The 23,301-nt window shown below is 61.6% G+C and carries 20 protein-coding genes; 11 read left to right on the forward strand and 9 right to left on the reverse strand.

Going from position 1 to position 23,301, the window contains the following annotated elements:
- Positions 1-9: 9 nt before the first annotated feature.
- The 4 genes from ACESSC_RS05255 to ACESSC_RS05270 all read right to left on the reverse strand — a co-directional run bounded on the left by ACESSC_RS05255 (position 10) and on the right by ACESSC_RS05270 (position 1,767).
- Positions 10-291, reverse strand: coding sequence for a hypothetical protein (locus tag ACESSC_RS05255; RefSeq protein ID WP_117640550.1), 282 nt, complete (start codon positions 289-291; stop codon positions 10-12).
- Complete coding sequence (locus ACESSC_RS05260; protein ID WP_089573324.1) at positions 275-874, reverse strand: hypothetical protein; 600 nt, start codon at positions 872-874, stop codon at positions 275-277. The genes ACESSC_RS05255 and ACESSC_RS05260 overlap by 17 nt, the downstream gene beginning before the upstream one ends.
- Before the next feature lie 90 nt (positions 875-964).
- Complete coding sequence (locus ACESSC_RS05265) at positions 965-1,474, reverse strand: hypothetical protein (RefSeq protein WP_342995603.1); 510 nt, start codon at positions 1,472-1,474, stop codon at positions 965-967.
- The gene (locus tag ACESSC_RS05270) at positions 1,471-1,767 is read right to left on the reverse strand and encodes a hypothetical protein (protein WP_152068378.1); all 297 of its coding nucleotides are present in this window, start codon (positions 1,765-1,767) and stop codon (positions 1,471-1,473) included. The genes ACESSC_RS05265 and ACESSC_RS05270 overlap by 4 nt, the downstream gene beginning before the upstream one ends.
- A 345-nt stretch (positions 1,768-2,112) precedes the next feature.
- Between ACESSC_RS05270 and ACESSC_RS05275 the strand changes: the two genes are divergently transcribed.
- From ACESSC_RS05275 to ACESSC_RS05285, 3 genes are read left to right on the forward strand one after another with little or no spacing between them, the layout of a single operon-like run.
- Positions 2,113-3,714, forward strand: coding sequence for an FAD-binding oxidoreductase (locus ACESSC_RS05275; protein WP_373161669.1), 1,602 nt, complete (start codon positions 2,113-2,115; stop codon positions 3,712-3,714).
- A 2-nt stretch (positions 3,715-3,716) separates the two neighbouring features.
- Entirely contained in the window at positions 3,717-4,532 is an 816-nt protein-coding gene (locus tag ACESSC_RS05280; protein ID WP_373161672.1) for an electron transfer flavoprotein subunit beta/FixA family protein, read from the forward strand.
- Positions 4,533-5,738, forward strand: a complete 1,206-nt coding sequence (locus tag ACESSC_RS05285; protein WP_117563499.1) for an electron transfer flavoprotein subunit alpha — start codon at positions 4,533-4,535, stop codon at positions 5,736-5,738. It abuts the gene before it with no gap.
- Here ACESSC_RS05285 and ACESSC_RS05290 read toward each other — a convergent pair.
- Positions 5,735-6,547 carry an HD domain-containing protein gene (locus tag ACESSC_RS05290; RefSeq protein ID WP_373161674.1) on the reverse strand — a complete coding sequence of 271 codons (813 nt, stop codon included), beginning with the start codon at positions 6,545-6,547 and terminating at the stop codon, positions 5,735-5,737. The two genes, ACESSC_RS05285 and ACESSC_RS05290, sit on opposite strands and share 4 nt — an antisense overlap.
- Before the next feature lie 162 nt (positions 6,548-6,709).
- On the opposite strand from ACESSC_RS05290, the gene ACESSC_RS05295 reads away from it, so the two are divergent.
- The 4 genes from ACESSC_RS05295 to ACESSC_RS05310 all read left to right on the forward strand — a co-directional run bounded on the left by ACESSC_RS05295 (position 6,710) and on the right by ACESSC_RS05310 (position 10,177).
- Complete coding sequence (locus ACESSC_RS05295) at positions 6,710-7,366, forward strand: AzlC family ABC transporter permease (RefSeq protein ID WP_255413342.1); 657 nt, start codon at positions 6,710-6,712, stop codon at positions 7,364-7,366.
- Positions 7,356-7,679, forward strand: coding sequence for an AzlD domain-containing protein (locus ACESSC_RS05300; RefSeq protein WP_117563496.1), 324 nt, complete (start codon positions 7,356-7,358; stop codon positions 7,677-7,679). The genes ACESSC_RS05295 and ACESSC_RS05300 overlap by 11 nt, the downstream gene beginning before the upstream one ends.
- 142 nt (positions 7,680-7,821) lie before the next feature.
- On the forward strand, positions 7,822-8,844 hold the full coding sequence (locus ACESSC_RS05305) for a 2-keto-3-deoxygluconate permease (protein WP_373161677.1): 1,023 nt from the start codon (positions 7,822-7,824) through the stop codon (positions 8,842-8,844).
- Between the two features lie 190 nt (positions 8,845-9,034).
- Entirely contained in the window at positions 9,035-10,177 is a 1,143-nt protein-coding gene (locus tag ACESSC_RS05310; RefSeq protein WP_158566189.1) for a GGDEF domain-containing protein, read from the forward strand.
- 101 nt (positions 10,178-10,278) lie between these two features.
- Here ACESSC_RS05310 and ACESSC_RS05315 read toward each other — a convergent pair whose 3' ends face one another.
- Together ACESSC_RS05315 and ACESSC_RS05320 are read right to left on the reverse strand one after the other, a co-directional pair.
- Positions 10,279-11,214 carry a DMT family transporter gene (locus tag ACESSC_RS05315; RefSeq protein WP_373161679.1) on the reverse strand — a complete coding sequence of 312 codons (936 nt, stop codon included), beginning with the start codon at positions 11,212-11,214 and terminating at the stop codon, positions 10,279-10,281.
- Positions 11,215-11,313: 99 nt separating this feature from the next.
- Positions 11,314-15,060: a phosphoribosylformylglycinamidine synthase gene (locus ACESSC_RS05320; protein WP_373161682.1), complete on the reverse strand. Its 3,747-nt coding sequence runs from the start codon at positions 15,058-15,060 to the stop codon at positions 11,314-11,316.
- Positions 15,061-15,244: 184 nt separating this feature from the next.
- Between ACESSC_RS05320 and ACESSC_RS05325 the strand changes: the two genes are divergently transcribed.
- Positions 15,245-16,807, forward strand: a complete 1,563-nt coding sequence (locus tag ACESSC_RS05325; RefSeq protein ID WP_373161685.1) for a cation:proton antiporter domain-containing protein — start codon at positions 15,245-15,247, stop codon at positions 16,805-16,807.
- A gap of 284 nt (positions 16,808-17,091) precedes the next feature.
- Here the strand turns inward: ACESSC_RS05325 and ACESSC_RS05330 are convergent, their stop codons facing one another.
- Positions 17,092-17,841, reverse strand: a complete 750-nt coding sequence (locus ACESSC_RS05330) for an SDR family NAD(P)-dependent oxidoreductase (protein WP_117645711.1) — start codon at positions 17,839-17,841, stop codon at positions 17,092-17,094.
- Between the two features lie 214 nt (positions 17,842-18,055).
- A complete protein-coding gene (locus ACESSC_RS05335; protein WP_118333891.1) occupies positions 18,056-19,399 on the reverse strand; it encodes a homoserine dehydrogenase in 1,344 nt (447 codons plus the stop codon).
- Positions 19,400-19,650: 251 nt separating this feature from the next.
- Here ACESSC_RS05335 and ACESSC_RS05340 point away from each other — a divergent pair, with 251 nt between their 5' ends.
- The 3 genes from ACESSC_RS05340 (at position 19,651) to ACESSC_RS05350 (ending at position 23,297) form a co-directional block, all read left to right on the forward strand.
- A complete protein-coding gene (locus ACESSC_RS05340) occupies positions 19,651-20,817 on the forward strand; it encodes an ABC transporter substrate-binding protein (RefSeq protein ID WP_373161688.1) in 1,167 nt (388 codons plus the stop codon).
- 271 nt (positions 20,818-21,088) lie between these two features.
- Positions 21,089-22,276 (forward strand): ABC transporter substrate-binding protein, encoded by a 1,188-nt coding sequence (locus tag ACESSC_RS05345; RefSeq protein WP_118328782.1) that lies wholly within the window; start codon positions 21,089-21,091, stop codon positions 22,274-22,276.
- Between the two features lie 139 nt (positions 22,277-22,415).
- Positions 22,416-23,297, forward strand: a complete 882-nt coding sequence (locus ACESSC_RS05350; protein WP_117757685.1) for a branched-chain amino acid ABC transporter permease — start codon at positions 22,416-22,418, stop codon at positions 23,295-23,297.
- Positions 23,298-23,301: the final 4 nt, after the last annotated feature.

Below are 23,301 nucleotides of genomic sequence, written 5' to 3' on the forward strand. Positions count from 1 at the left end.
TTAGCTAATTTAGTGCGGCCTGTCCGTGTTTCGTTTCTGGCTGCGTTTGATGTGCAGACCGAGGCCGGCGGTTCCCGCGCCTGCTGCCGTGGCGCCTGCTGCCAAGAGCCATCGTCTGTCGTCTGTCTGTGCCAACGGTTCCTTGCAGTTGCCGCGGTCGAGCTCCGAGAGGTCGACCGTCACTTGCGTGGCGGCCTGCGCCTGTTCTTGCTGGGCAAAGGCCATGGCTGGCCCAAACGCTAGGATACTGACGGCGGCGGCCAGGGCGACGGCCTTATGCCGTGTGCGCACCGGGCTCGACCGTCCAGGTGATCGTTGCAACCTGATCGCCTTCGCCGGTTACGCGGAAGATGTCGCGCGTGACGCGGGCGACGTTTCCGCTTGTCTTGAGCTTAATTTTGTCCGTGCCGCCGGCAATGCCCTGGTAGCCCATGTCGAAGGCTGCATTCTTGGAAAGATCGAGGCCCGTCTCCTGCATTGCGGCGCTGGCGTTCTGGAGTGCACCGTCGGGGCCGACCTTAAAGTCGATGGAATTCTGCGCGGTTCCGGCCTTGGCGTCGGCGGCAATGGTCCAGGTGTTCATGGCGTCGATCTTCATGTTGGTGACATGGATGCCGTAGGCCGAATGATTGTCGATGGTGGTCGCGTCTTCTGAGGGGCCCTGAAGCGTGCCGTCGGCCTTGGCGACGAAGGGAATAACCGTCGGAACTTTGAACTCTACGTTGTCGATCTCGGTCCTGACCATTACTTTCGTGGTTCCAACGCGCCCGGCTGCCAGAGCTGGCGTCGGGGCGGCGCCCATTGCGAGCGCGAGCGCGAGCCCTGCGCCAACGACGAGCGCTCTGGCTCCGTTCATGTTCCTGGTGATGTCCATGGTCGTTCCTTTCTATTCGCCGCGGGCCGTCCCCGCGATGATTGGACGAATGCTGGTGAATTGCGTGCGGTGCCGCGTCGGCCGAAAAAGCTAGTTCTCGGCTTGCTCAACCCGTACCTTGACACGTGTCGGATTGCCGTGGCTGTCGAGGGTCTTGGCATCGAGTGCCTGGATCTCGATGTACGCCTCGCCTTCTTTGATGTCGCCAGCGGGGCACGTCTCGATTGTCTTGCCGGTCTCGACCACACCGGATTCGTACATGGTCTCGTCGTTTTGGATGACGCGGAATCGCTGGGGAAATTTATTGTCTTGGACGTTTTGCACGTTGACGCGCAGCTTGCCGTCCTCCTGCAGCTGAGCGACCGGCGCGACCGAAATCGTCATCATGTTGTCGCGGACGATAGCGTCGAGCTCATCTTGGATTTCCTGACGCGTTTTGCCCTCGGCCGTCGTAACCGAAGCGCCCGCCTCGGGTACGGGCTGCGACTGCCAAGCGTATAGTCCTACGGCGACAAGGGCGCAGACGATGGCCAAACAGGCAACGATGAGCTTCTTGCGACGACCCAGGCCTACAAAGTGGGGTGGCCTCTTCGCGCTCATGCGGCATCCTTGGTGGTATAGACGCGCGCAAAGGTGGACGGGTCCGCTCCAAAGAGCATGTGAAGCATCAGACGGCGCGAGTAGACGAGCTCGTCGAAGTCGGGAGGGAGCTCGATGTCGTGGATATGCGCGATGTGGTGGGCGAGCGCCGAGAACGACTCGGGGTCGCAGATCACATCGGTGGTAACGTGGTAGACCGTCGTATCGGGGAATGCCTCTTCGTCGAAAGGTAGGAGATGGGGATCGTCGTCGACTTCGATGGCGATGCCGTACTGGGGCCAGTAATATGCCATGGGAACCTCCCTGCTTCTGGGCCAAAACTTCTATCGGTTTTGGCTGTCGACGCCGACCGTATCAGCCGCTACTTGACCAATTTCTGACCAAATGCTTGACGGATTGGCGTCTCCGCAGGTAGAAGGCGGCAAAAAATACTCCAACTTTTTTCGAGCGTCAATCGCGCGGTCGGCGACGGCGGGGCCATAAGTGTCAAAAGCATCGTCTGCCGAGGAAATCAAGCCGCTCGCCGAATTGCACGAACGTAAAAATCGCCAATTATGGAGACGGTCTCGAACACGTCGACGAAACGATGCGGTAACATCTCCCTGCAAACACTGTAGTTAGCTAAAGGGGGAGTTCGCGTGTCTGCAACCATCAAACCCTTCACCGACGAGTTCGAAGAGTATGGTCGCGATGAGTCTCGCGCATCGGGCGAGGCCTCGAGCATCTCGTTTCCGACAACGGAAGACGAGCTCCGTGCCATTTTGGAAAAGCTCCATGCCGAGCGTGTCCCGGTAACGGTTCAGGGCGCCCGAACCGGCCTTGCCGCCGGTGCCGTGCCCCACGGCGGGCATATCCTCAATACTTCCCGTATGAATCGCTACTTGGGCCTTCGCCGCGATGAACAAGGCCAATTTCTGCTGCGCGTGGAGCCGGGCGTTGTGCTCTCGGAGCTGCGCAAGCAGCTGAGCAAGAAGGTGCTGCCGACTGCTGGTTGGGACCAGGCATCGCTTGAGGCCTACGAGGAGTTCCAAGAGTCCCCCGAGCAGTTCTTTCCCACCGATCCCACCGAGGCATCTGCCTGTCTGGGTGGCATGGCGGCATGCAACGCCTCCGGCGCCCGCAGCTACGCTTACGGCCCCATGCGCCCGCATATCACGGGACTCCACGTCGCGCTGGCTGATGGCGATTTGCTTGAGCTTCAGCGCGGCGAGGCTTTTGCCCAGGGCCGCCACCTGTCGCTCGTGACGGCAGAGGGCCGTACGCTCGAGCTCGATCTTCCCGGCTATACCATGCCCGAGACAAAAAATGCCTCAGGCTATTTCGTTGCGGACGATATGGACGCCATCGACCTCTTTATCGGCGCGTGCGGCACGCTCGGCGTTATCACCGAGCTCGAGATTGCCCTGCAGGCGGCGCCTGCGGTCGTTTGGGATGTGAGTTGCTTTTTCGATAGCGAGGACAAGGCGGTGTCCTTTACCGATTCCGTGCGCCCTGTCCTGTCCCATGCGGCTGCCATCGAGTACTTCGATGCTGGCGCCCTGGATATTCTACGTCGCCAGCGCGAGCAGTCGACGGCGTTTGCCTCGCTGCCGGCGCTCGACAAAGAGGCCAAGGTATGTGTCTACGTGGAGCTCGATTGCGATGACGAGGCGCAGGCGACCGAGGAGCTGTACCACTTGGGATGGGTGCTGGAGCTTGCGGGCGGCCGCGACGATGCGACATGGGTCGCCCGCACCGAAGTCGATCGCGAGTGCCAGCGGTTCTTCCGCCACGCGGTGCCCGAGAGCGTCAACATGCTCATTGACGAGCGTCGCCGCACCGACCCCACCATTACCAAGCTGGGATCGGATATGTCGGTGCCCAATGCACGCCTTGCCGATGTCGTGGCCCTCTATCGCCGCACGCTGGCCGAAAGCGGGCTTGAGTCTGCTGCCTGGGGACACATCGGGAACAACCATCTGCATGTGAACATCCTGCCGCGCGATGCGCAAGACTACCGTCGTGGTGGAGAGCTCTTTGCCCAGTGGGCTTCCGAGGTCACGGCCATGGGCGGTGCCGTTTCTGCCGAACACGGCGTCGGCAAGATCAAGGCGGGCTTCTTGGAGACGATGTACGGCCACGAGGCCATGGTCGAGTCGGCGCGTCTCAAACTCCAGCTTGATCCTGCCGGCCAGCTGGGTCGCGGCAACCTGTTTACGGAGAAGCTCTTGGATGAACTCGTCCAGAAAGGGGGCGCGTGAAGATGAGTGATTTCCATATGGCGGTGTGCGTCAAGGCGGTGCCCGGAAGCACCGAGGTCAAGATGGACCCCAAGACCAATACTATCGTGCGTGATGGCAAGCAGGCGGTCATTAATCCCTTCGATGCAAGTGCTCTCGAATGTGCGCTAGCGCTGAAGGACGACTTTATCGGCTTTGGCATGGACGTGCGTGTGACGGTGGTGTCGATGGGCATCCCCGCGACCGAATCGCTGCTGCGCGACTGCATCGCCCGCGGCGCCGATGACGCGCTGCTGCTAACCGATCGCGCCTTTGCAGGTGCCGATACCCTGGCAACCACCTATGCCCTCAAGTGCGGTATCGAGGCGCTCGACGAGGACTTCGACCTGCTCATCTGCGGCAAGATGGCGGTGGATGGCGATACTGCCCAGATTGGCCCCGAGCTTGCCGGCGCCTTCGAGATTCCCTGCGTGACCGATGTGAGCTGCGTGCAGAGCGCCGGCTTTGCAACGTGCGGTTCGCTTTCGCTTGTCCACGGTTGCGATGCTGGCGAGGAGACGGTGTACCTGGAGATGCCGTGCGCGATGACGACCGCCAAGGAGATCGGCCAGCTGCGTATGCCGAGCATTGCCGGTATTCGCGCGGCCGAAGATGCAGACGTGCGCGTGGCCAGCGCTGCCGACGTAAACGCCGACCCCTCTCGTTGCGGCCTTGCCGGATCGCCGACGCAGGTCGTGCGCTCGTTTGTGCCCGAACGCGACCAAACGTGCGAGGCCGTTGAGGGGACGGCGTCCGAGCAGGCGGCAAAGCTTGCCAAGATTATCGAGGGGATGGCGTAGATGAGCGGACTGATTATCGATAGCGAAGCCTGTATCGGCTGCGGTCGCTGCGTTCGCGCCTGTGCTTCGGGCGGCATTGTGGTGGAGGGTGAGCGCCCCAATCGCTGTGCCCGCGTAACCGACGGCTGTATCCTGTGCGGTGGGTGCGTCGACGCCTGCCCCGTCAACGCCATCTCGATTGAGCGCGACGAGGCCGCCGGCGCGGCAGACCTTGACGCATATCGAGACATCTGGATCTTCGTGCAGACTGACGAGCACGATGCCGTTGCATCCGTGGCCTTCGAGCTCATGGGCAAGGGGCGCGAGCTTGCCGATGCCCGCGGCTGCCGTCTGGTGGCACTGGTCGGCATGAGCCCCGAGGGCTCACTCGGGGACCTGGAGCATCTGATTTGCGCCGGTGCGGACGAAGTTCTGGTCTGTCGTGACGAGCGCCTGCGTCAGAACGACGCGGAGGTCTACGCTCGCTTGATCTGCGATTTGGTAGCCGAGCGCAAGCCCGAGGCCATTCTGTACGGCGCGACCGCCTTTGGTCGCGAGCTGGCGCCCGGTGTGGCCGTGCGCTTGCAGACGGGTCTTACGGCCGATTGCACGGTGCTTTCTATGGATACGGAGACGGGTCTGCTGCAGCAGACGCGCCCGGCGTTTGGCGGCAACCTGATGGCCACCATTATCTGCCCCAACCACCGTCCTCAGATGGCAACGGTGCGCCCCGGCATCTTTAAGGCGCCCGAGTTTGACTATAGCCGCTCCGGCACGATTACCCAGGTAGTGCTTGCGGATGACGTTAAGGCCCGCGTCGAGATCTCGATTCCCGCCGAGGAGTGGGGACAGCAGGCCTCAATTGCCGATGCCGAGCGTCTGGTCGTGGTGGGCCGCGGCATCGGCTCCAAGAAGAATCTGCCCCTGATGCGAAAGCTCGCCGATGCCCTGGGTGCCGAGCTTGGTTGCACGCGTCCCATTGTGGAGGCAGGCTGGTTGGAGTATCGCCACCAAATTGGCCAGACGGGTGTATCGGTCTCGCCCAAGCTTCTCGTGAGTATCGGTGTTTCGGGCGCCATCCAGCATCTTGCCGGCATCGGTGGGGCGGAGTGCATTATCGCCATCAACGAGGACCCGGATGCCCCCATCTTTGGTGCTGCCCAGTACAAGGTTGTCGGTGATGCCGTCGAGGTCGTCGAGGAGCTGCTGGCCCAGTTTGAGCGCTAGGCACGCGCCAGCCAGTCGCGCATCTCGTCCTTTAGGCGGCTCCAGGTTGCCTGCGTGGCGGGGTCGGTAAAGGGCCGCGTAATGCCAAAGGGCGCGTCGAGCAGGCGGTAGATATCGCCTTGCTCGCGCGCCAGCGCGCGGCTTGCCGGATAGACGGGCTCAAACATAAAGCAGATAAGCCCCACCAAGAAGTCGGCGGGCTCATCGCGCTCATCGCGCGTGACGCAGCGGTGCTCGTCAAAGGCGGCCAGCGTCGGTGCCGAGAAACGGCTGGCCAGAAACGCGTCCTCATCCACTTTGAGGATGGTGTCGACGGTGCTGTCGGCGATGGTGCGCATAATGTCGATCTTGTCGCCATCGCGCACGATGTCGCAGAAGCTCCGCGTGCGCTCGTCGAGCTGTGCGGGTAGACGGAAATCGCTGTGATAGGCAATGCTCGCTCGGATGAGCTCGTCTTCTGCCGGGTCATCGATAAAGTCGCGGATGCTCGTTACGGCGGGTGCATCGGCGGGATTCTCGCCAAAGAGGACCTCGATGCCCAGCGCTGCATGGCTCATGCTCTCGGCGTCCTTAAAGGTGTCCCAGCGCCGCAACTGCTCAAAGCGGCCCATATCGTGTAGCAGGCCGCAAAGCCATGCCAGGTCAATATCTTCTGACGACCAGCCCTGCTCGCGCGCTACGGCATCGCATGCCTCGGCCACGTGGTACGTATGCTCGATTTTGAGCGCGATGCGTGGGTTAGTGGCGTCGTAGGCATCGGTGTAGCTTTTGAAGGCCGCGCGCGCCCGGTCTCGATCGATAGCTGTCATAATGACTTCCTAAAAAGTTGTGTCTTTCGATCCGGTGGCAATTGTAGGTGAACTTTATTGCCACCGGTTGATATTTCTGCTGCGTTGCAAGGCGCGCTGCAGACGACTTACCAGAATGGGAGTGGCATGGTCCCTAGGATCTTTAAAATCGTCTGGCCAGTGATGCTTACCTATGTTGCAATAGGCGCGCCGTGCGGAATGATCATGGGGCAGACGGGAATGGAGCCCTGGATGGTCTTTGCTCTGAGCAGCACGTTTGTGACGGGCAGCGGCCAGTTTATGATCTGCAATCTTTGGCTGGCGGGCGTACCGGCACCTTCGATTATCGCGAGCGTCGCCGCCATCTCCTCGCGCTTCGCTCTTTACTCGGCATCGATCGCACCCCATCTGGCGGGCGCCTCGAAGCGTCAGACGCTGGCTGTTGCCGCGACGCTCACCGAGGAGGCATACGGCATCTCGCTTGCCAAGCTGGTTGAGGGGGAGGATTGGGGCCCGCGCGAATCCTTCGTGCTCAACGTGATCCTCATCGCGACATGGGGCGCTTCGTGCACGATGGGTGCCATCGTCGGTGCCGTTGTCGATGTTCCCACCGCTATTGCGAGTTTCGTCTGCACGTCGCTCTTTATCTGTCTACTCTTTTCGCAGCGGCTGTCGCGCGGCAACGTTGTCGCGGCGGTTTCGGGCGCGGTGTCCGTCGCCGTATGCAAGTTCTTGGGCCTCACGAATATTGCCGTGCTGGCAAGCGTCGTGGTCGGCATTGCCATTGCGCTGGCGTGCGATGCTGTATTAGACGGAAGAGGTGCCCGCGATGCCCGTTAACGAGTTCTTGGTTCTGTGGCTGTTGTCGTGGGCTGCTATCGCGTTCTTTCGCATCGCGCCGGCGTTTGCCTTGCGCGGGAGAACGCTGTCGCCCCGCATTACCGAGGCCCTGGGTTATATCCCGCCCGCTGCCTTTGCCGCGCTGGTCGCCAACGACTTGGTGAGCCCCGGCGCGTTCGACGCGGGACCCTGGCCTGCCTTGGTTCCCTGGATTGCGGCTGCCGGCGTCGTGGCCGTGGCGGTCAAGACAAAATCGATGCTGTGGTGCTGTGTTTCGGGCATCGTGTTCTATATCGTTTTGAGCCTCATATAAGAGCGGGGCACGTTTAGCGCCCCTGTCCAACGAATCGAATTTCTCACCGAGCTGGTCTATTTCTTCTGGTACCATGGTCAAACTTTACTGTAGCAAAGCGTGACGTGGGCTTTTGTACCCCGTCAGCGGAAATGGGGGTTTCATGGCACAGGAAGCAACCGCCAACGAGCAAAAGAAATTCAAGGTCCCGCGCATCCCGGGCGACATCATGATTTATCCGATGATCGTCGGTCTTTTGCTCAACACCTTCTGCCCGCAGGTTTTTGAGATCGGCGGCTTCTTTACGGCTGCCTGCCGCGGTGGCTCCAATACCATCGTCGCCGCGATCCTGCTGTTTGTGGGCGCCGGCATCAGCTTTAAGTCCACGCCGGGCGCTATCAAGACCGGCATCGTCGTGCTGATTCCCAAGCTGGTCGTCGCAGCGGCTCTCGGCCTGGGCGTGGCATATTTCTTTAACGACAACTTCCTGGGTCTGAGCTCCGTGTCTATCATCGGCGGCATCACGTTTTGCAACATGGCGCTCTATACGGGCATCATGGGCGAGTTCGGTGATGAGTCTGAGCAGGGCGCCGTGGGTATCCTGTTCTTTACGGCCGGCCCCGCCGTCACGATGATCATCCTCGGTGTTTCCGGCCTCGCCAACATTCCCATTGGCACCATTATCGGCTCTATCTTGCCACTCGTTATTGGCATGGTTCTGGGCAACCTGTTCCCGTTTATCAAGAACCTGCTGGTTCCCGGTGCCAATCCCGCGATTGCCGTCATCGGATTTCAGCTCGGTGCGTCCATGAGCCTGTCGAGCTTTATCACCGGCGGTATTTCCGGCATCTTGCTGGGCCTTGTCACGCTGTTTGTCGTCGGTCCCATCACCTTTGCGTTCGAGCGTCTGTGCGGCGGCAATGGCAAGGCCGCTGTGGCTTGCTCCACCATTGCCGGCACGGCTATGACCACACCGGTTGCCCTCGCCGAGGTCGCACCGCGCTACGCCGAGCTTGCGCCCACCGCGTACGCTCAGATCGCCACCGCCGTTATCATCACGGCGATCATGGCTCCGATTCTGACTGGCTGGGTCGACAAGAAGTTCTGCCAAGGCAAGGAGGATCTGTCGCCTGTCGGTGTCGAGGCCATCGAGGAGGCCGTCGCGGCTGACATCGATGGCGAGTAGCAATCGATACCCATCAATGATGCCGGCGTGTGCAATTCGCGCCGTATGGGCGCCCGAACAGAAACTGTTTTGCAGTGATGTTCGGGCGCTCTGCTATTATCCCCTTTACCCCTGCGGAGTAAAGGGGTGTGTATTGCCCTGATTCGAATTGGGCGATTCTGACCACTTGGGTATTGAAGGGATGGCGCTAGTGGTTAAGGCACTCAAGATTGAGATATTCGTGCTATGCATGATTGTTCTTATCGGGCTTGCCGTGCGAAGTCGTCGCTCCTTGTTCTCGAGCACCCAGCAGCTATTGTTTAGCATGCTGGGCTACACCTCTGCCGCGTACATATTATTCGATATGATCTGGACGCTTTCGGACGGTGTGGACGGCACGTTGGGCATTGCTGCCAACTGGATTTCCAACGCGGTTTCGTTTTCGCTCTTTGCTATCGCGTGTCTCATTTGGTTTATCTATTCCGAGACGGTGCAGGGTTCTCGCCTTTTGACCTCGCGCTATAGGGTGGTGCTTGTTGCGTTGCCTACGGCTCTGGTGGTCGTGCTGGCGTTTACCAGTTACTGGACGCACGCCCTGTTCTATATCGATTCGCAGGGCGTGTATCGTCGCGGCTTTGCCTATATGATCCAGCCCATCGTCAGCTACTGTTACGTTATACATACGTCCCTGCATGCATTTGTGCAATCTCGCAGGGTCGAGAGCCTGCAGACGAAGGCCATCTATCGAACCTTGGCATTTTTCGCCATTCCGGCCCTGGTGGGCGGTACCTTTCAGGTCGTATACTCGGTGCCCGGCCTTTGTGTCGGCATAATGATTAGCATGTTGCTGCTCTACATCATCTACCAGGAGCAGCTCATCTCGACCGACCCGTTGACTGGACTTAACAATCGCAACCGTTTTGAGACCTATATGCTGTCGCTCTTCTCAAATGTGGATCAGGCCGAAGATGTATATCTGCTTATGATGGACGCCGACGGCTTTAAGCAGATTAACGATCGCTATGGGCATGTGGAGGGCGACCACGCTCTTCAGGTCATATCCGCTGCGCTCAAAGAAGTCTGCTCGGCGTCTGGCGGCTTTATCGCACGTTATGGTGGCGATGAGTTCGTGGTGCTCCAAAAGGCAGTGGCGGAACAGGATATCATGCATCTGTGCGCGACAATCAACGATGAGCTCGCGCGCGCCGAGGTTCCGTATCTGTTGCGGATGTCCATCGGCTACGCACGGGTTGGTGATGGCGTCGATACCTGGCAAGACTTGCTTCGTGCTGCCGACGCGGAGCTCTACCGCGTAAAGCGCGAGAAGAAGAAAGCCGGCGTTCAGATACGCTAGGAAAAGGGGCACACGCTGGCGTGCGTGGCGGCCCTCGGCTCTCCGATGTACTCCATTAAACTAAAGTATGTGAATCCGCTCTGCTAAATAAGGGCAGTTCATTAGGCCTTTTTGGGCCTGTTGACGATGATGATGCCGCCGCAGACCAACAGCAGGGCAACAAGTACGGTCACAGGGCTCGTGCCAGCGCCCTCGCCGAGCAGCAGCGCGCTTAACAGTACGCCAAAGACTGGATTCATAAAGCCAAAGACCGACACACGGCTGACGGGGTTGACGGCAAGCAGACGCGACCATAGCGAGTACGCGACGGCGGAAATGAGTGCCATATAGATAATGAGCGCGATGGCGGGGGCGATTTCAGTGGGGGAGAGCGCGCCGCCCATCAAAAAGCCGATGGCGGTGAGGACCAGTCCGCCGACCAAGAACTGCCACCCGGCAAGCAAGACGCCGTCGTGCTTGCGCGAGAAGATGCCGATCAGGCAGGTCGAAAGAGCACCCGCGACAGTGGAGGCTAGGATAAAGCCCTCGCCATCGAGCCTGAAGCCAAAGGTGCCATCTGCGCCCGAGAGGTTGACGAGCGCGACGCCGGCAAAGCCCAGCGCACAGCCAAGCACCTTGGCCGTATTGAGCTTCTCGGTGTGAAATGCCAGGGCGGCAAAGAGGATTGCGAGGAAGTTGGCGCTGGCCTCGATGATGGAGCTCGACATGGCGCTGGCGCGCGAGAGGCCCAGATAGAAAAAGAAGTACTGCCCGATAGTCTGGAAGAGCGACAAGACAAAGATGGGCTTGATGTCGCGAGCCTGCGGAATGAGGGGGCGGCGTTGGGCCGCACTCATCCCAACGATAACCAGGGCGCCGGCAAGCGTGAAGCGCAAGCCCGCAAAGAGCAGCTGCGAGGCGCTATCGTGCGCCGGGATACCAAAGAGTGCGTAGCCGATCTTGATGCAGGGAAAGGCCGATCCCCAGAGTGCACAGCAAACAAGACAACCCAGGATGAGTCCGGGCAGGGTGGCGAGATACGGCTTGCGGCTTTCCATGATGTCCTTCCTGCATGCGCGAAGCAAAAAAGAACCCGCCACCGGATGTGTCGGTGGCGGGTGTTGTTACCCGAGGGGATTGTACCCGATGGGAAAGGTTTAAGCGAAGTAGGCCACGCCGCTCTCAAAGATCGGCATGAACTTATCGCCGGGGACATGCTCGGGCACGTTGCGGTACAGGTTGTCGCCGCGACGCTCGGCATGGCCCATCTTGCCCAGGACGCGGCCGTCGGGGCTCGTGATGCCCTCGATGGCGAGTGCGGAGCCGTTGGGGTTGACGGAGAGATCCATGCTGGGCTTGCCGTTCTCGCCCACGTACTGCGTGGCGACCTGGCCGTTGGCGATCAGCTGGGCGAGCACTTCGTCATTGGCGACAAAGCGGCCCTCGCCGTGGCTGATGGCGACGGTGTAGGGGTCGTCCAGGCTGCACTGCGACAGCCACGGGGACAAGTTGGACGAGATGCGGGTGCGCACCAGACGGCTCTGGTGGCGACCGATGGTGTTGAACGTCAACGTGGGCGCATCGGGCGTGGCGTCGACGATGTCGCCGTAGGGCACCAGACCGAGCTTGATCAGGGCCTGGAAGCCGTTGCAGATGCCCAGCATCAGGCCATCGCGGGCCTTGAGCAGGTCGCGGACTGCCTCGGTGACCTCGGGAGCGCGGAAGAACGCCGTGATGAACTTGGCAGAGCCGTCGGGCTCGTCGCCGCCCGAGAAGCCGCCGGGGATCATAACGATCTGGCTTGCACGGATGCGGCGGGCAAGCTCGTGGGTGCTCTCGGCGACGGCCTCGGGCGTGAGGTTGTTGATCACGAAGGTGTCGGCCTCGGCACCGGCGGCACGGAAGGCGCGGGCGCTGTCGTACTCGCAGTTGTTGCCGGGGAACACGGGGATGATCACGCGCGGGCGGGCGATCTTGGCGCCGCCGTACACGTGGATATCCTTGGCGCGGAAGTCGATGGTCTCGACCTCGGGGGTCTCGCCGGCGCTGCGGTAGGCGAAGACGCCCTCGATGCCGCTCTCCCAGGCCTCCTGGAGCTTGGCGAGCTCGATGACCTCGGAGCCGGTGTCGATGACATAGCCCTCGACGGTGGTGCCCAGGGGCTCGACGACAACGCCGTCGGCGACCTCGGGCAGCTCGGCATCCTCGGCGAGCTCGACGATAAAGCTACCGTAGAGCGGGGTGAAGAGGCTCTCCACGTCCACATCCTCGGCAAGCTCGATACCGATCTGGTTGCCGACGCACATTTTAAAGAGGCTCTCGGCGCCGCAGCCGTAGCCGGGCGTGGAGATGGCCAGGGCGTTGCCGTTGGCGGTGAGCGCCTCGACGGCGTCAAACGCGGCGAGCAGCTGCTGGGCGTCGGGGCGGTAATCCTCGCCGTAGGTGGCGGGGGCGATGCGGACGACGCGGTGCGTGAGGCCCTTGAACTCGGGCGAGACGGCGCGGGCGGCCTTGCCCACGGCGACGGCGAAGCTGATCAGGGTCGGCGGAACGTTGAGCTCGCCGGCCTCGTCCTCAAACGAACCGCTCATGGAGTCCTTGCCGCCGATGGCGCCGGCACCCAGGTCGACCTGGGCCATAAGGGCACCCAGGACGGCAGCCATGGGCTTGCCCCAGCGCTCGGCCTCGGTGCGCAGGCGCTCGAAGTACTCCTGGAAGGAGAGGTAGGTGCGCTTGTGCTCAAAGCCGGCGGCAACGAGCTTGGCGATGGACTCGACCACGGACAGGTAGGCGCCCGCAAACTGGTCGGCCTCCATCAGATAGGGGTTGAAGCCCCATGCCATGGCGCTCGCCGTGGTGGTCTCGCCGTCCACGGGGAACTTGGCGACCATGGCCGAGCTTGGGGTGAGCTGCGTCTTGCCGCCAAAGGGCATGAGCACGGTCGCGGCGCCGATGGTGGAGTCGAAGCGCTCGGAAAGGCCCTTGTTGGAAGCGACGTTGAGGTCGGTGACGAGCGAGGTCATGCGCTCGGCGAGCGTGGTACCGGCCCAGCTGGGCTGCCACACACTGCGGGCGCAGACGTGGGCGACCTGGTGCTTGGGCGCACCGTTGGAGTTGAGGAACTCGCGGGACAGATCGACGATGGCGACGCCGTTCCAGGCCATGCGCATGCGCGGCTCGGCGGTAACCTCGGCGATAACGGTCGCCTCCAGGTTCTCCTCGGCGGCGTAGCCCATGAACTCCTCGACGTCACCGTCGGCGACGGCGCAGGCCATGCGCTCCTGGGATTCAGAGATGGCGAGCTCGGTGCCGTCAAGACCGTCGTACTTCTTGGTCACGGTATCAAGGTCGACATACAGGCCGTCGGCAAGCTCGCCTACGGCGACCGAGACACCGCCGGCGCCAAAGTCGTTGCATCGCTTGATCAGACGGCAGGCATCGCCGCGGCGGAACAGGCGCTGCAGCTTGCGCTCGACCGGGGCGTTGCCCTTCTGGACCTCGGCGCCCGATGTCTCGATGGACTCGGTGTTCTGGGTCTTGGAGGAGCCGGTGGCACCGCCGATGCCGTCACGGCCGGTGCGGCCGCCCAACAGGATGATCTTGTCGGTGGGGGCGGGGCACTCGCGACGCACGTGGTTTGCCGGGGTGGCGCCCACGACGGCGCCGACCTCCATGCGCTTGGCGACGTAGCCGGGGTGATAGAGCTCGTTGACCTGACCGGTGGCAAGGCCGATCTGGTTGCCGTAGCTGGAGTAGCCGGCGGCAGCAGTGGTCACGAGCTTACGCTGCGGCAGCTTGCCCTCGAGCGTCTCGGACACGGGGACGGTGGGGTCGCCGGCGCCGGTGACACGCATGGCCTGGTACACGTAGCTGCGGCCCGACAGCGGGTCGCGGATGGCACCGCCCACGCAGGTGGCGGCACCACCGAAGGGCTCGATCTCGGTCGGGTGGTTGTGGGTCTCGTTCTTAAAGAGGAACAGCCAGTCCTGGTCCTCGCCGTCGACATCGACCTTCACCTTGACGGTGCAGGCGTTGATCTCCTCGGACTCGTCGACATCGGTCATGACGCCGGTCTTCTTGAGGTACTTGGCGCCGATGGTGCCCATGTCCATGAGGCAGACGGGCTTGGTGTCGCGACCGAGTTCGTGGCGCATCTCCATGTAGCGGTCGAAGGCCTGCTGCACCACGGCGTCGTCGATCGTCACGTCGTCCAGGACGGTGCCGAAGGTGGTGTGGCGGCAGTGATCGGACCAGTAGGTGTCGATCACGCGGATCTCGGTGATGGTGGGGTCGCGATCCTCATCGCGGAAGTACTGCTGGCAGAAGGCGATGTCCGCCTCGTCCATGGCAAGGCCGCGCTCGGAAATAAAGGCGGCAAGGCCGGCTTCGTCGAGCTCGCGGAAACCGTCGAGCACCTCGACGGGCTGGGGCTCGGGGGTCTCCATGTACAGCGTCTCGGGCAGGTCGAGCGAGGCGATACGCGCCTCGACGGGGTTCACCACGTAGTGCTTGATGGCATCAATGGCGGCCTCGTCCAGAGCGCCCGAGATCATATAGACCTTGGCGGAGCGCACGGCGGGGCGCTCGCCCTGGCTGATGAGCTGCACGCACTCGCTGGCGGAGTCGGCGCGCTGGTCAAACTGGCCAGGCAGGAATTCGACGGCAAAGACGGCGTCATCGCTTGCGGGGAGCTCGTCGTAGGTCACATCGACCTGGGGCTCGCTAAAGACGGTCGGCACGCAGGACCGGAAAAGCTCCTTGTCGATGCCCTCGACGTCGTAGCGGTTGATAATCCTCAGGGCCTCGATGCCCTTGATGCCGAGGATTTCGGTCAGCTCGCCCTTGAGCTGCTGAGCCTCGACGTCGAACCCGGGTTTCTTCTCCACGTAGATACGAGAGACCATTGGTTCCTGCCTTCCTGATCGGTTGGGCGTACGGTACGGTATGCGGCAGCGGTCGGTTTGCGGGGTCTGCCCTGCGGTCGCCTTGAGCCACATGTTTGTAAACCTCACTATGATACGACAGCTCGCGGCGCGTTGAGGACGGCGAGGGTGCTACAGTGAAGCGCAAACAAGAGAAAGGCATCACATGGCATTCATTTCGCTCGCCATCATCGCACTCGTGGCCTTTGCGAGTCCTTTTATCGCCTCGGCGATTCCCGGAAAACCCGTTCCCGAGACGGTCTTTTTGCTCGTGCTCGGCGCGGTACTGGGACCCCATATGCTCGGCGTCATCCATGTAGATGCTGAGGTCTCGCTTGTGTCCGAGCTGGGCCTGGCCTTTTTGTTCCTGCTTGCCGGCTTTGAGATCGACCCCAAGAGCATCACGGGCGTCGAGGGGCGCTACGGCTTGGCGACGTGGGTCGTCACGTTTGGTATCGCCTGGCTTGCCGTGCGCTTTACCCCGTGGTTCTCAGTCAGTCATTTCGACGGTATCGCCGTGACGCTTGCCCTCACTTCGACGGCGCTCGGTACGCTTGTGCCCATCATGCGTGAGCGCTCGCTCACCGGCACGCGCGTGGGCGACTCGATTCTCGCGTATGGCACTTGGGGCGAGCTCGGTCCCGTGCTCGCCATGTCGGTTCTGTTGTCTGCCCGCACTGGCATCCAAACGCTCGTTATCCTTGGCTTGTTTGCGGTGGTTTGCGTGTTGCTGGCCGTGGTCCCGAGCCGCTCCAAGCGCGTCGGCAGCCGCTTCTTTGCATTTGTTGAGGAGCGCGCCGATACCACGTCGCAGACCTTCGTGCGCCTGACGGTGCTCATCCTGGTCACGCTCGTGGCATTCTCGGCTGTCTTTGATCTCGACATCGTGTTGGGTTCTTTTGCCGCTGGCTTTGTCCTGCGCTATATCATCCCCGAGGGCAACCATACGCTCGAGACCAAGCTCGACGGTCTGGCCTACGGTTTTTTGATTCCGGTGTTCTTTACCGTGTCGGGCGCAAAGATCGACCTGACGGCCGTGGCGTCGCGCCCGGGCTTGCTCGCGGGCTTTATCGTGGCGTTGTTGATTATTCGTGCCGTGCCCATTCTTATTTCCATGAGCATTTGTCCTGCGACGCGCGATGTGTCGGCGTATGGTCGCATTACCGTGGCCCTGTACTGCACCACGGCGCTGCCGATCATCGTTGCCGTTACGAGCGTTGCCGTCAACGCGGGCGCGCTGTCGCAAGATATTGCGTCGGTCATGGTTGCCGCCGGTGCCATCACGGTGTTCTTGATGCCATTGCTCGCGCAGCTCTTCTACCGCGTGGTGGATGCCGCACCGGTCGCCGCCGTGGCAGAGGTTGCCGAGCATCCATCCGATGCGCTCGACATCTTGCGCGCCCACCACGACCTAGCGAGCTTGCTCGCGCGCGAGCACGAGCTGCTGACCTCGCATGGCCATGGTCGCGTATTCGAGGGCCTGCCTACGCTCGATACGATTGCCGAGCGTCTTTCCGCCGAGGCGGCGAGCGGCCACATCGATGCCCGCATCGTGGACGCGGCGCACCTGCTTGCCGATAAGACCTATGGAGACGAGGTCGACCCGTCCGAGCTGACTCCGCGTGAGCGCCGCCGCCTGGAGCGCGCCAAGCTCGCTGTGCGCGAATACCGCCGCCGCATGCTGGAGCTCTATGCGCGCGAAGAAGCCGAAGACGACGACGGTAAGTAGTCGATACTTTCTCGGGGAAGCCGCGTCCCGCTTTGAAGGCTCGGAACGGGATGTGGTTTCCGAAACGGGGGCCGTTGGGAAGCTGTGTCCCGGAATGGGCGCTCAGAGTGGGATGCAGCTTCCGCAAGGAGGTCCTGGGGGAAACCGTGCCCCGTTCTGATCCGAAATACTGGGACATAGTTTCCCTTTCATAACAGGAGAAGGCGCGCTGTCTGCAGTTGATTCAGACGGCGCGCCTTTTTGGTTGAGCTATGTTGAAGCTTGAAGCCAAAGCTTGTGGCTCCTTAGGAGCGGGCGGCTCCGTCGACGGGGAGCACGGCGCCCGTGACATAGGAGGACATGTCGCTCGCCAGGAAAACAAAGGCGTTGGCGACATCCTCGGGCTCGCCCATGCGACCCAGCGGAATGGTGGCGATGATGGGCTTGATGACCTCTTCGGGCAGGTTGGCGACCATGTCGGTCTTAGTCACGCCGGGGGCGACGGCGTTGACGCGGATGCCCATGGGAGCGAGCTCGCGCGAGAGCGACTGGACCATACCGTTGACGGCAAACTTGGACGTGGGGTAACCGACGCCGGAGGGCTGGCCGTACTTGGCGACCATCGAGCTTGTGGTAGTGATGGTGCCGCCGTGGCCGGCCTCGGTCATGATCTTGGCGGCAGCCTGGTGGCCATTAAAGACGGCGACGACGTTAAGGTCCATGACCTTTGCGAACTCCTCGGCCGTGTAGTCCAAGAGGGGTGAACGCTGGGAGATACCGGCATTGTTGACGACCGTGTCCAAGCCGCCCATGTCGGCTGCGGTCTGCGTAAAGGCCTCAGTCACGGCCTCGAGCGAGGTGAGATCGCAGGAGCGACCCCAGACCTTGGCGTCGGGATAGGCGGCTGTCAGCTTCTCAACGGCCGTGTCGGCAGTCTCCTGGCGCGAGCCAAAGACGGTGACGGCAGCGCCTTCCTCGATAAAACGGCAGGCGATGGCATAGCCGATACCGCGTGTGCCTCCGGTGATGATTGCTTTCTTGCCCTCGAGCAACATGGTGCTTCCTCTCATCGCGGGCGGACATTCGCAGCACAGCGTAGCGGTAGTCGGAATCGGCCGCGTTTGCATATCGGTGAACGGTAGCCCGCGTTACCGATGAGCGGCTCGCGCAAATATGCTCTGCCGTTGTGCTTAGGGCAGGTGACAAAAGGGCTCCCGTCCCACATCGGACGGGAGCCCTCAAGGCGCGTATTGCTAGGCGAGCGTTGGGCTAGTTCGCCATAACGCCTTCGGTCCAGGCCTCGACGTCCTCGATGCGCAGGACGTTGGCGACCTCGGCCACGCAGTCGACGCCGGCAAGCTCGGCGGCGGCAGCTTGGACGTCCTTCTCGAGCGCGCGGTGCGTCAGGAAGATGACCGAGCAGGCATCACTGACGCCCGACTTGCCGTCCTCGACCTGGTTGATGAGCGAGATCGAGATGTTGTGCTTGGCAAAGATGTCGACTGTCTCGGACAGGGCGCCCACGCGGTCGGCGACCTTCAGGCGCACATAGTACTTGGTCTGGAGCTCGTCCATGGGCTTAAAGGTGAGGTTGTGGCCATAGGGCTCAATCTCGGGCAGCGGAGCCACGCCGCGGCTGATCTGCTCGGAGAGCGACAGGATATCGCCCACGACGGCGCTCGCGGTGGGGAAGGAGCCTGCGCCCGCGCCGTAGAACATGGTCTCGCCCACGGCGTCGCCTACCACGTAGACGGCGTTCATGGCGCCGTTGACCTTGGCAAGCATATGGTCTGCGGGGATCAGCGTGGGATGCACGCGAACGTCGACGCCAGCGTCGGTGTTGCGGGCGATGCCGAGCAGCTTGATGGTGTAGCCGAGCTCGCGGGCCTGGGCGATGTCCTCGGCGCCGATGGTGCGGATACCCTGCTGGTACACATCATCGGTGGTAACGCGGGTGCCAAAGCCGATGGAGGCGAGGATGGCCGTCTTGCTGGCGGCATCGAAGCCGTCGACGTCGGCGGACGGGTCGGCCTCGGCATAGCCCTTGGCCTGTGCGTCGGCAAGTACGTCGGCGTAATCGGCGCCCTCGGCGTCCATGCGCGACAGGATATAGTTGGTGGTACCGTTGAGAATGCCGGCGATGGTCAGGATCTTGTTGCCCACCAGGTCGTGCTCGAGCGTGCTCACGATGGGGATGCCGCCGCCGCAGCTGGCCTCGCACTTAATCTGCACGCCGCACGCGCGCGCCTTCTCGGCGAGCGTCTCGACATGGCGGCCCAGCAGGGCCTTGTTGGCAGAGACGACGTGCTTGCCGTGCTCAAAGGCGGTGGTGAAGATCTCGGTCGCGGGGTGCTCGCCGCCAATCAGCTCGACGACGATGTCGACGGCGGGGTCGGTGACGACGTCATGCCAGTCACTCGTAAAGGCCTCGTGCTCAATACCGGCTGCCTCGGCCTGCTCCCAGGCAAGCGCGCAGGCGCGGGTCAGCTTAAGGTCGATGCCGTAGGCTGCCAGGTACTCATCGTGGTGGCTCTTGATCAGACGGGCCACGCCGCCGCCGACGGTTCCCAGACCGATCAGACCGACGTTCACGGTGCGCAGGGATTCGCTCATAGATAGCTCCTTCGTGCATCTTATGGATGGATTAACCGCTTAAAGGTTGAGTGCATTCTAGCGTGAACCGAGGGCGCGTGCTCGCCAGGCAACAGGAGTCGCACAAAACGGCACCCCCGAAACGCTGCGGAAACATTGGAAACATGCTCGCTACAAACGGAACTCCGTAACAAACTGTCAACGTTTGCGCCATAAGGTTTGCCCCGTACCGCAAGACGACCGCACTGCGGCCAGCGAAAAAGGGGGACACCATGTTCAACATCAACAGCACGCTCAGCCGAAGGAACTTTCTCGCCGGCGCCGCGGCGCTCGGCAGCACCGCGGCACTCGCTGGTTGTTCGTCGGGTGGCTCGGACGGCGGCTCCGCCGATGACGGCAAGACCTTCAAGATCGGTGTCATCGGCCCTCTGACCGGCGCCGCGGCAACCTATGGCGTTTCGGCCGAGAAGGGTGCCAAGCTTGCCGCCAAGGATTTCTCGACCAAGGACCTCAAACTCTCGCTTAAGTCCGAGGACGATGTCGCCGACGGCGAGAAGGCCATCAACGCCTTCAATACGTTGTGCGACTGGGGCATGCAGGCGCTCGTCGGCCCCGTCACCACCGGTGCTGCCGTCGCCGTCTCGGGCGAGATTGCCGACGATATGCTCATGGTCACGCCTTCGGCCTCGTCGCTCGACGTGACCAAGGATAAGACAACGGTCTTTCAGGTTTGCTTCACCGATCCCACCATGGGTGCCAGCGCCGCGAAGTTCTTGGCCGAGAAGTATGCAGACGCCAAGATCGCCCTGTTCTACAACTCCGGCGATACGTACAGCTCGGGTGTTGCCGATGCCTTTGCCGAGCAGGCCAAGGAGTCCAAACTTGATGTCGTCGATACCGAGACCTTTAAGGACGACTCCTCCACGAGCTTTACCAACCAGCTCACCAAGGCCAAGGAGGCCGGCGCCACGCTCATCTTTGCGCCGATCTACTACACGCCGGCGTCCGTTTTGCTCAAGAACGCCAAGGACATGGGATACGACATGACCCTCATGGGTACCGACGGCATGGACGGCCTGCTCTCCGTCGAGGGCTTCGACAGCTCTCTTGCCGAGGGCGTGCTGCTCATGACCCCGTTCTCTGCCGACGATGAGAAGAACGCCGACTTCGTCAAGGCATATAAGGACGCCTACGACGAGACGCCCAACCAGTTTGCCGCCGATGCCTATGACTGCGTCCATGCGATTGTCGAGGCTATCGATAAGGCAAACATCGACATTACGGCCGACGGCGCCGACATTGCCGGCGATCTTGCCAAGGCCATGCGCAAGATCAAGATCGAGGGTCTGACGGGCGAGCTCACGTGGAACGACGAGGGCCAAGTCGAGAAGCCCGCTACAGCCTATGTGATCCAGGACGGCAAGTACATCGCCGCCTAAGTGCGCATAAAGCGCTACCGGTGAGGCCGTTTTAATCAGGGCGGGGACGCTTGTAACAGAATGGAAACATTACTTTTACACAATAAAGTGTCTAAACTGCATAAACCAATAGAAATACGCATAACTATGGATAAACGGACAAAACAAAAGAAAAGTTGAAATAATCGCCACTTTTCTCAACTAAAGCGTCTACTATTTTGCGAACGCCGAACACGGCGAAGGATGGCCTGTCGGGTAACCAAAACCCGACGAGATTTGAGAGGAGAGCCGCATGTCGAGCCTCACCGGTAAGTCATTGAACCCTGTTATGAATCGCAGGAGCGTTATCGCGAGCGCAGCAGGTCTGGGGGCGATGTCCATTCTAGCTGGCTGCTCCTCCAACGGCGGCGACAGCGGTTCCGCTTCGGGCGACGCTTCGTTTAAGATCGGCACCATCGGCCCGCTGACCGGTGCCGCCGCGTCCTACGGCAAGTCCGTTACCCAGGGCGTCGAGCTTGGCTGCAAGGACTTCTCCACCAAGGAGCTGCCGCTTGCCAGCAAGGCCGAGGACGACCAGGCCGACGGCGAGAAGGCCGTCAACGCCTTTAATACCCTGCTCGACTGGGGCATGCAGGCCCTTGTCGGCCCGACCACCACGGGTGCGTCGGTTGCCGTTGCCGCAGAGTGCGGCAACGACCCCAAGACGTTCATGATCACCCCGTCCGCGTCCTCCGAGGACGTCACCGACGGCAAGGATTGCGTCTTCCAGGTTTGCTTCACCGACCCCAACCAGGGCGTCAACGCTGCCAAGTTCCTGGCGCAGAAGTATGCGGACGAGAAGTTCGTGCTGTTCTATAACTCCGGCGACGCTTATTCTTCGGGTGTCGCGGATGCCTTTAAGGCCCAGGCCGCTGAGTCCAAGCTCGAGATTGTCGACGAGGAGACCTTTAAGGACGACTCCGCCACGAGCTTTACCAACCAGCTGACCAAGGCCAAGCAGGCCGGCGCCACCATGATCTTTGCGCCAATCTACTACACGCCTGCCTCGGTCCTGCTCAAGAACGCCAAGGACATGGGCTACGACGTCAAGATGATGGGCTGCGACGGCATGGACGGCATCCTGGGCGTTGAGGGCTTCGACACTTCTCTTGCCGAGGGTCTGCTGCTCATGACCCCGTTCTCCGCCGACGACGAGAAGAACGCCGACTTCGTCAACGCTTACAAGGATAAGTACGGCGATACCCCCGACCAGTTTGCCGCCGACGCCTACGATGGCGTGCACGCGGTGGCCGAGGCCCTCAAGGAGGCCGGTCTTGGTGTCGACGCCGACCCGACCGAGGTCGCCGAGAAGCTGCCCAAGGCTATGCTCAAGATTACCGTTGACGGTCTGACCGGCAAGCTCACCTGGAACGATAAGGGTCAGGTCCAGAAGGACCCCACGGCGTACGTTATCACCGATGGCAAGTACGTACAGGCCTAATAGACCGCCTTACATAGAGCGGTTTTGATCCCAAGCAGGGGAGGTTTTGGCCTTCCCTGCTTGCTTGGTATCTAGGGACAGTGTAACGTCCCTGTTTCATACATCAACTGGAAACCTATTCGAAAGGGGGATGTGGAACATGACGGTCTTTATCCAATACCTGGTCAACGGCCTGTCCATGGGCAGCGTCTACGCCATCATCGCGTTGGGCTACACCATGGTCTACGGTATCGCCAAGATGCTGAACTTCGCTCACGGCGACGTCATCATGGTCGGTGCCTATGTCTCGTTCTGCGCCACGTCGTATCTCGGCCTCCCGGGCTGGGCATCTGTAATTCTCTCTTGCGTGGCCTGCACGGTTCTCGGTGTTCTCATTGAGGGTCTGGCCTATAAGCCGCTGCGCCAAGCAGGCCCGCTGGCCGTTTTGATCACGGCCATCGGCGTGTCCTACTTCCTGCAGAATGCCGCGCAGCTTCTGTGGGGCGCCACGCCCAAGAACTTCACTTCGCTCGTCACCTTCCCGGTGCCGGAGTTCTTGGCCAAGTTCAACGTGAGCGCCGTATCGCTCGTCACCATCGTCGCCTGTCTGGTTATCATGGCCGGCCTGATGTTCTTTACAGGTAAGACCAAGATGGGCAAAGCCATGCGCGCCGTGTCCGAGGACAAGGCCGCCGCTCAGCTCATGGGCATCAACGTCAACCGCACCATCTCGATGACGTTTGCCATCGGCTCTGCCCTTGCCGCCATCGCCGGTGTGCTGCTGTGCTCCTACTCGCCGGTGCTGCAGCCCACGACGGGTGCCATGCCTGGCATCAAGGCCTTCGACGCCGCCGTCTTCGGCGGTATCGGCTCCATCCCCGGCGCCTTTGTCGGTGGCATTCTCATCGGCATCATCGAGGCGATGGCGCAGGCCTACATTTCCACGAGCCTTGCCAACTCCATCGTCTTTGGTGTTCTGATCATCGTCCTGCTCGTCAAGCCTGCCGGCCTCTTGGGCAAGTACGTCCCCGAGAAGGTGTAGGTGA

It is taken from the genome of Collinsella aerofaciens (genome assembly GCF_964243765.1).
In the GTDB taxonomy this organism is placed as follows: domain Bacteria; phylum Actinomycetota; class Coriobacteriia; order Coriobacteriales; family Coriobacteriaceae; genus Collinsella; species Collinsella aerofaciens_BU.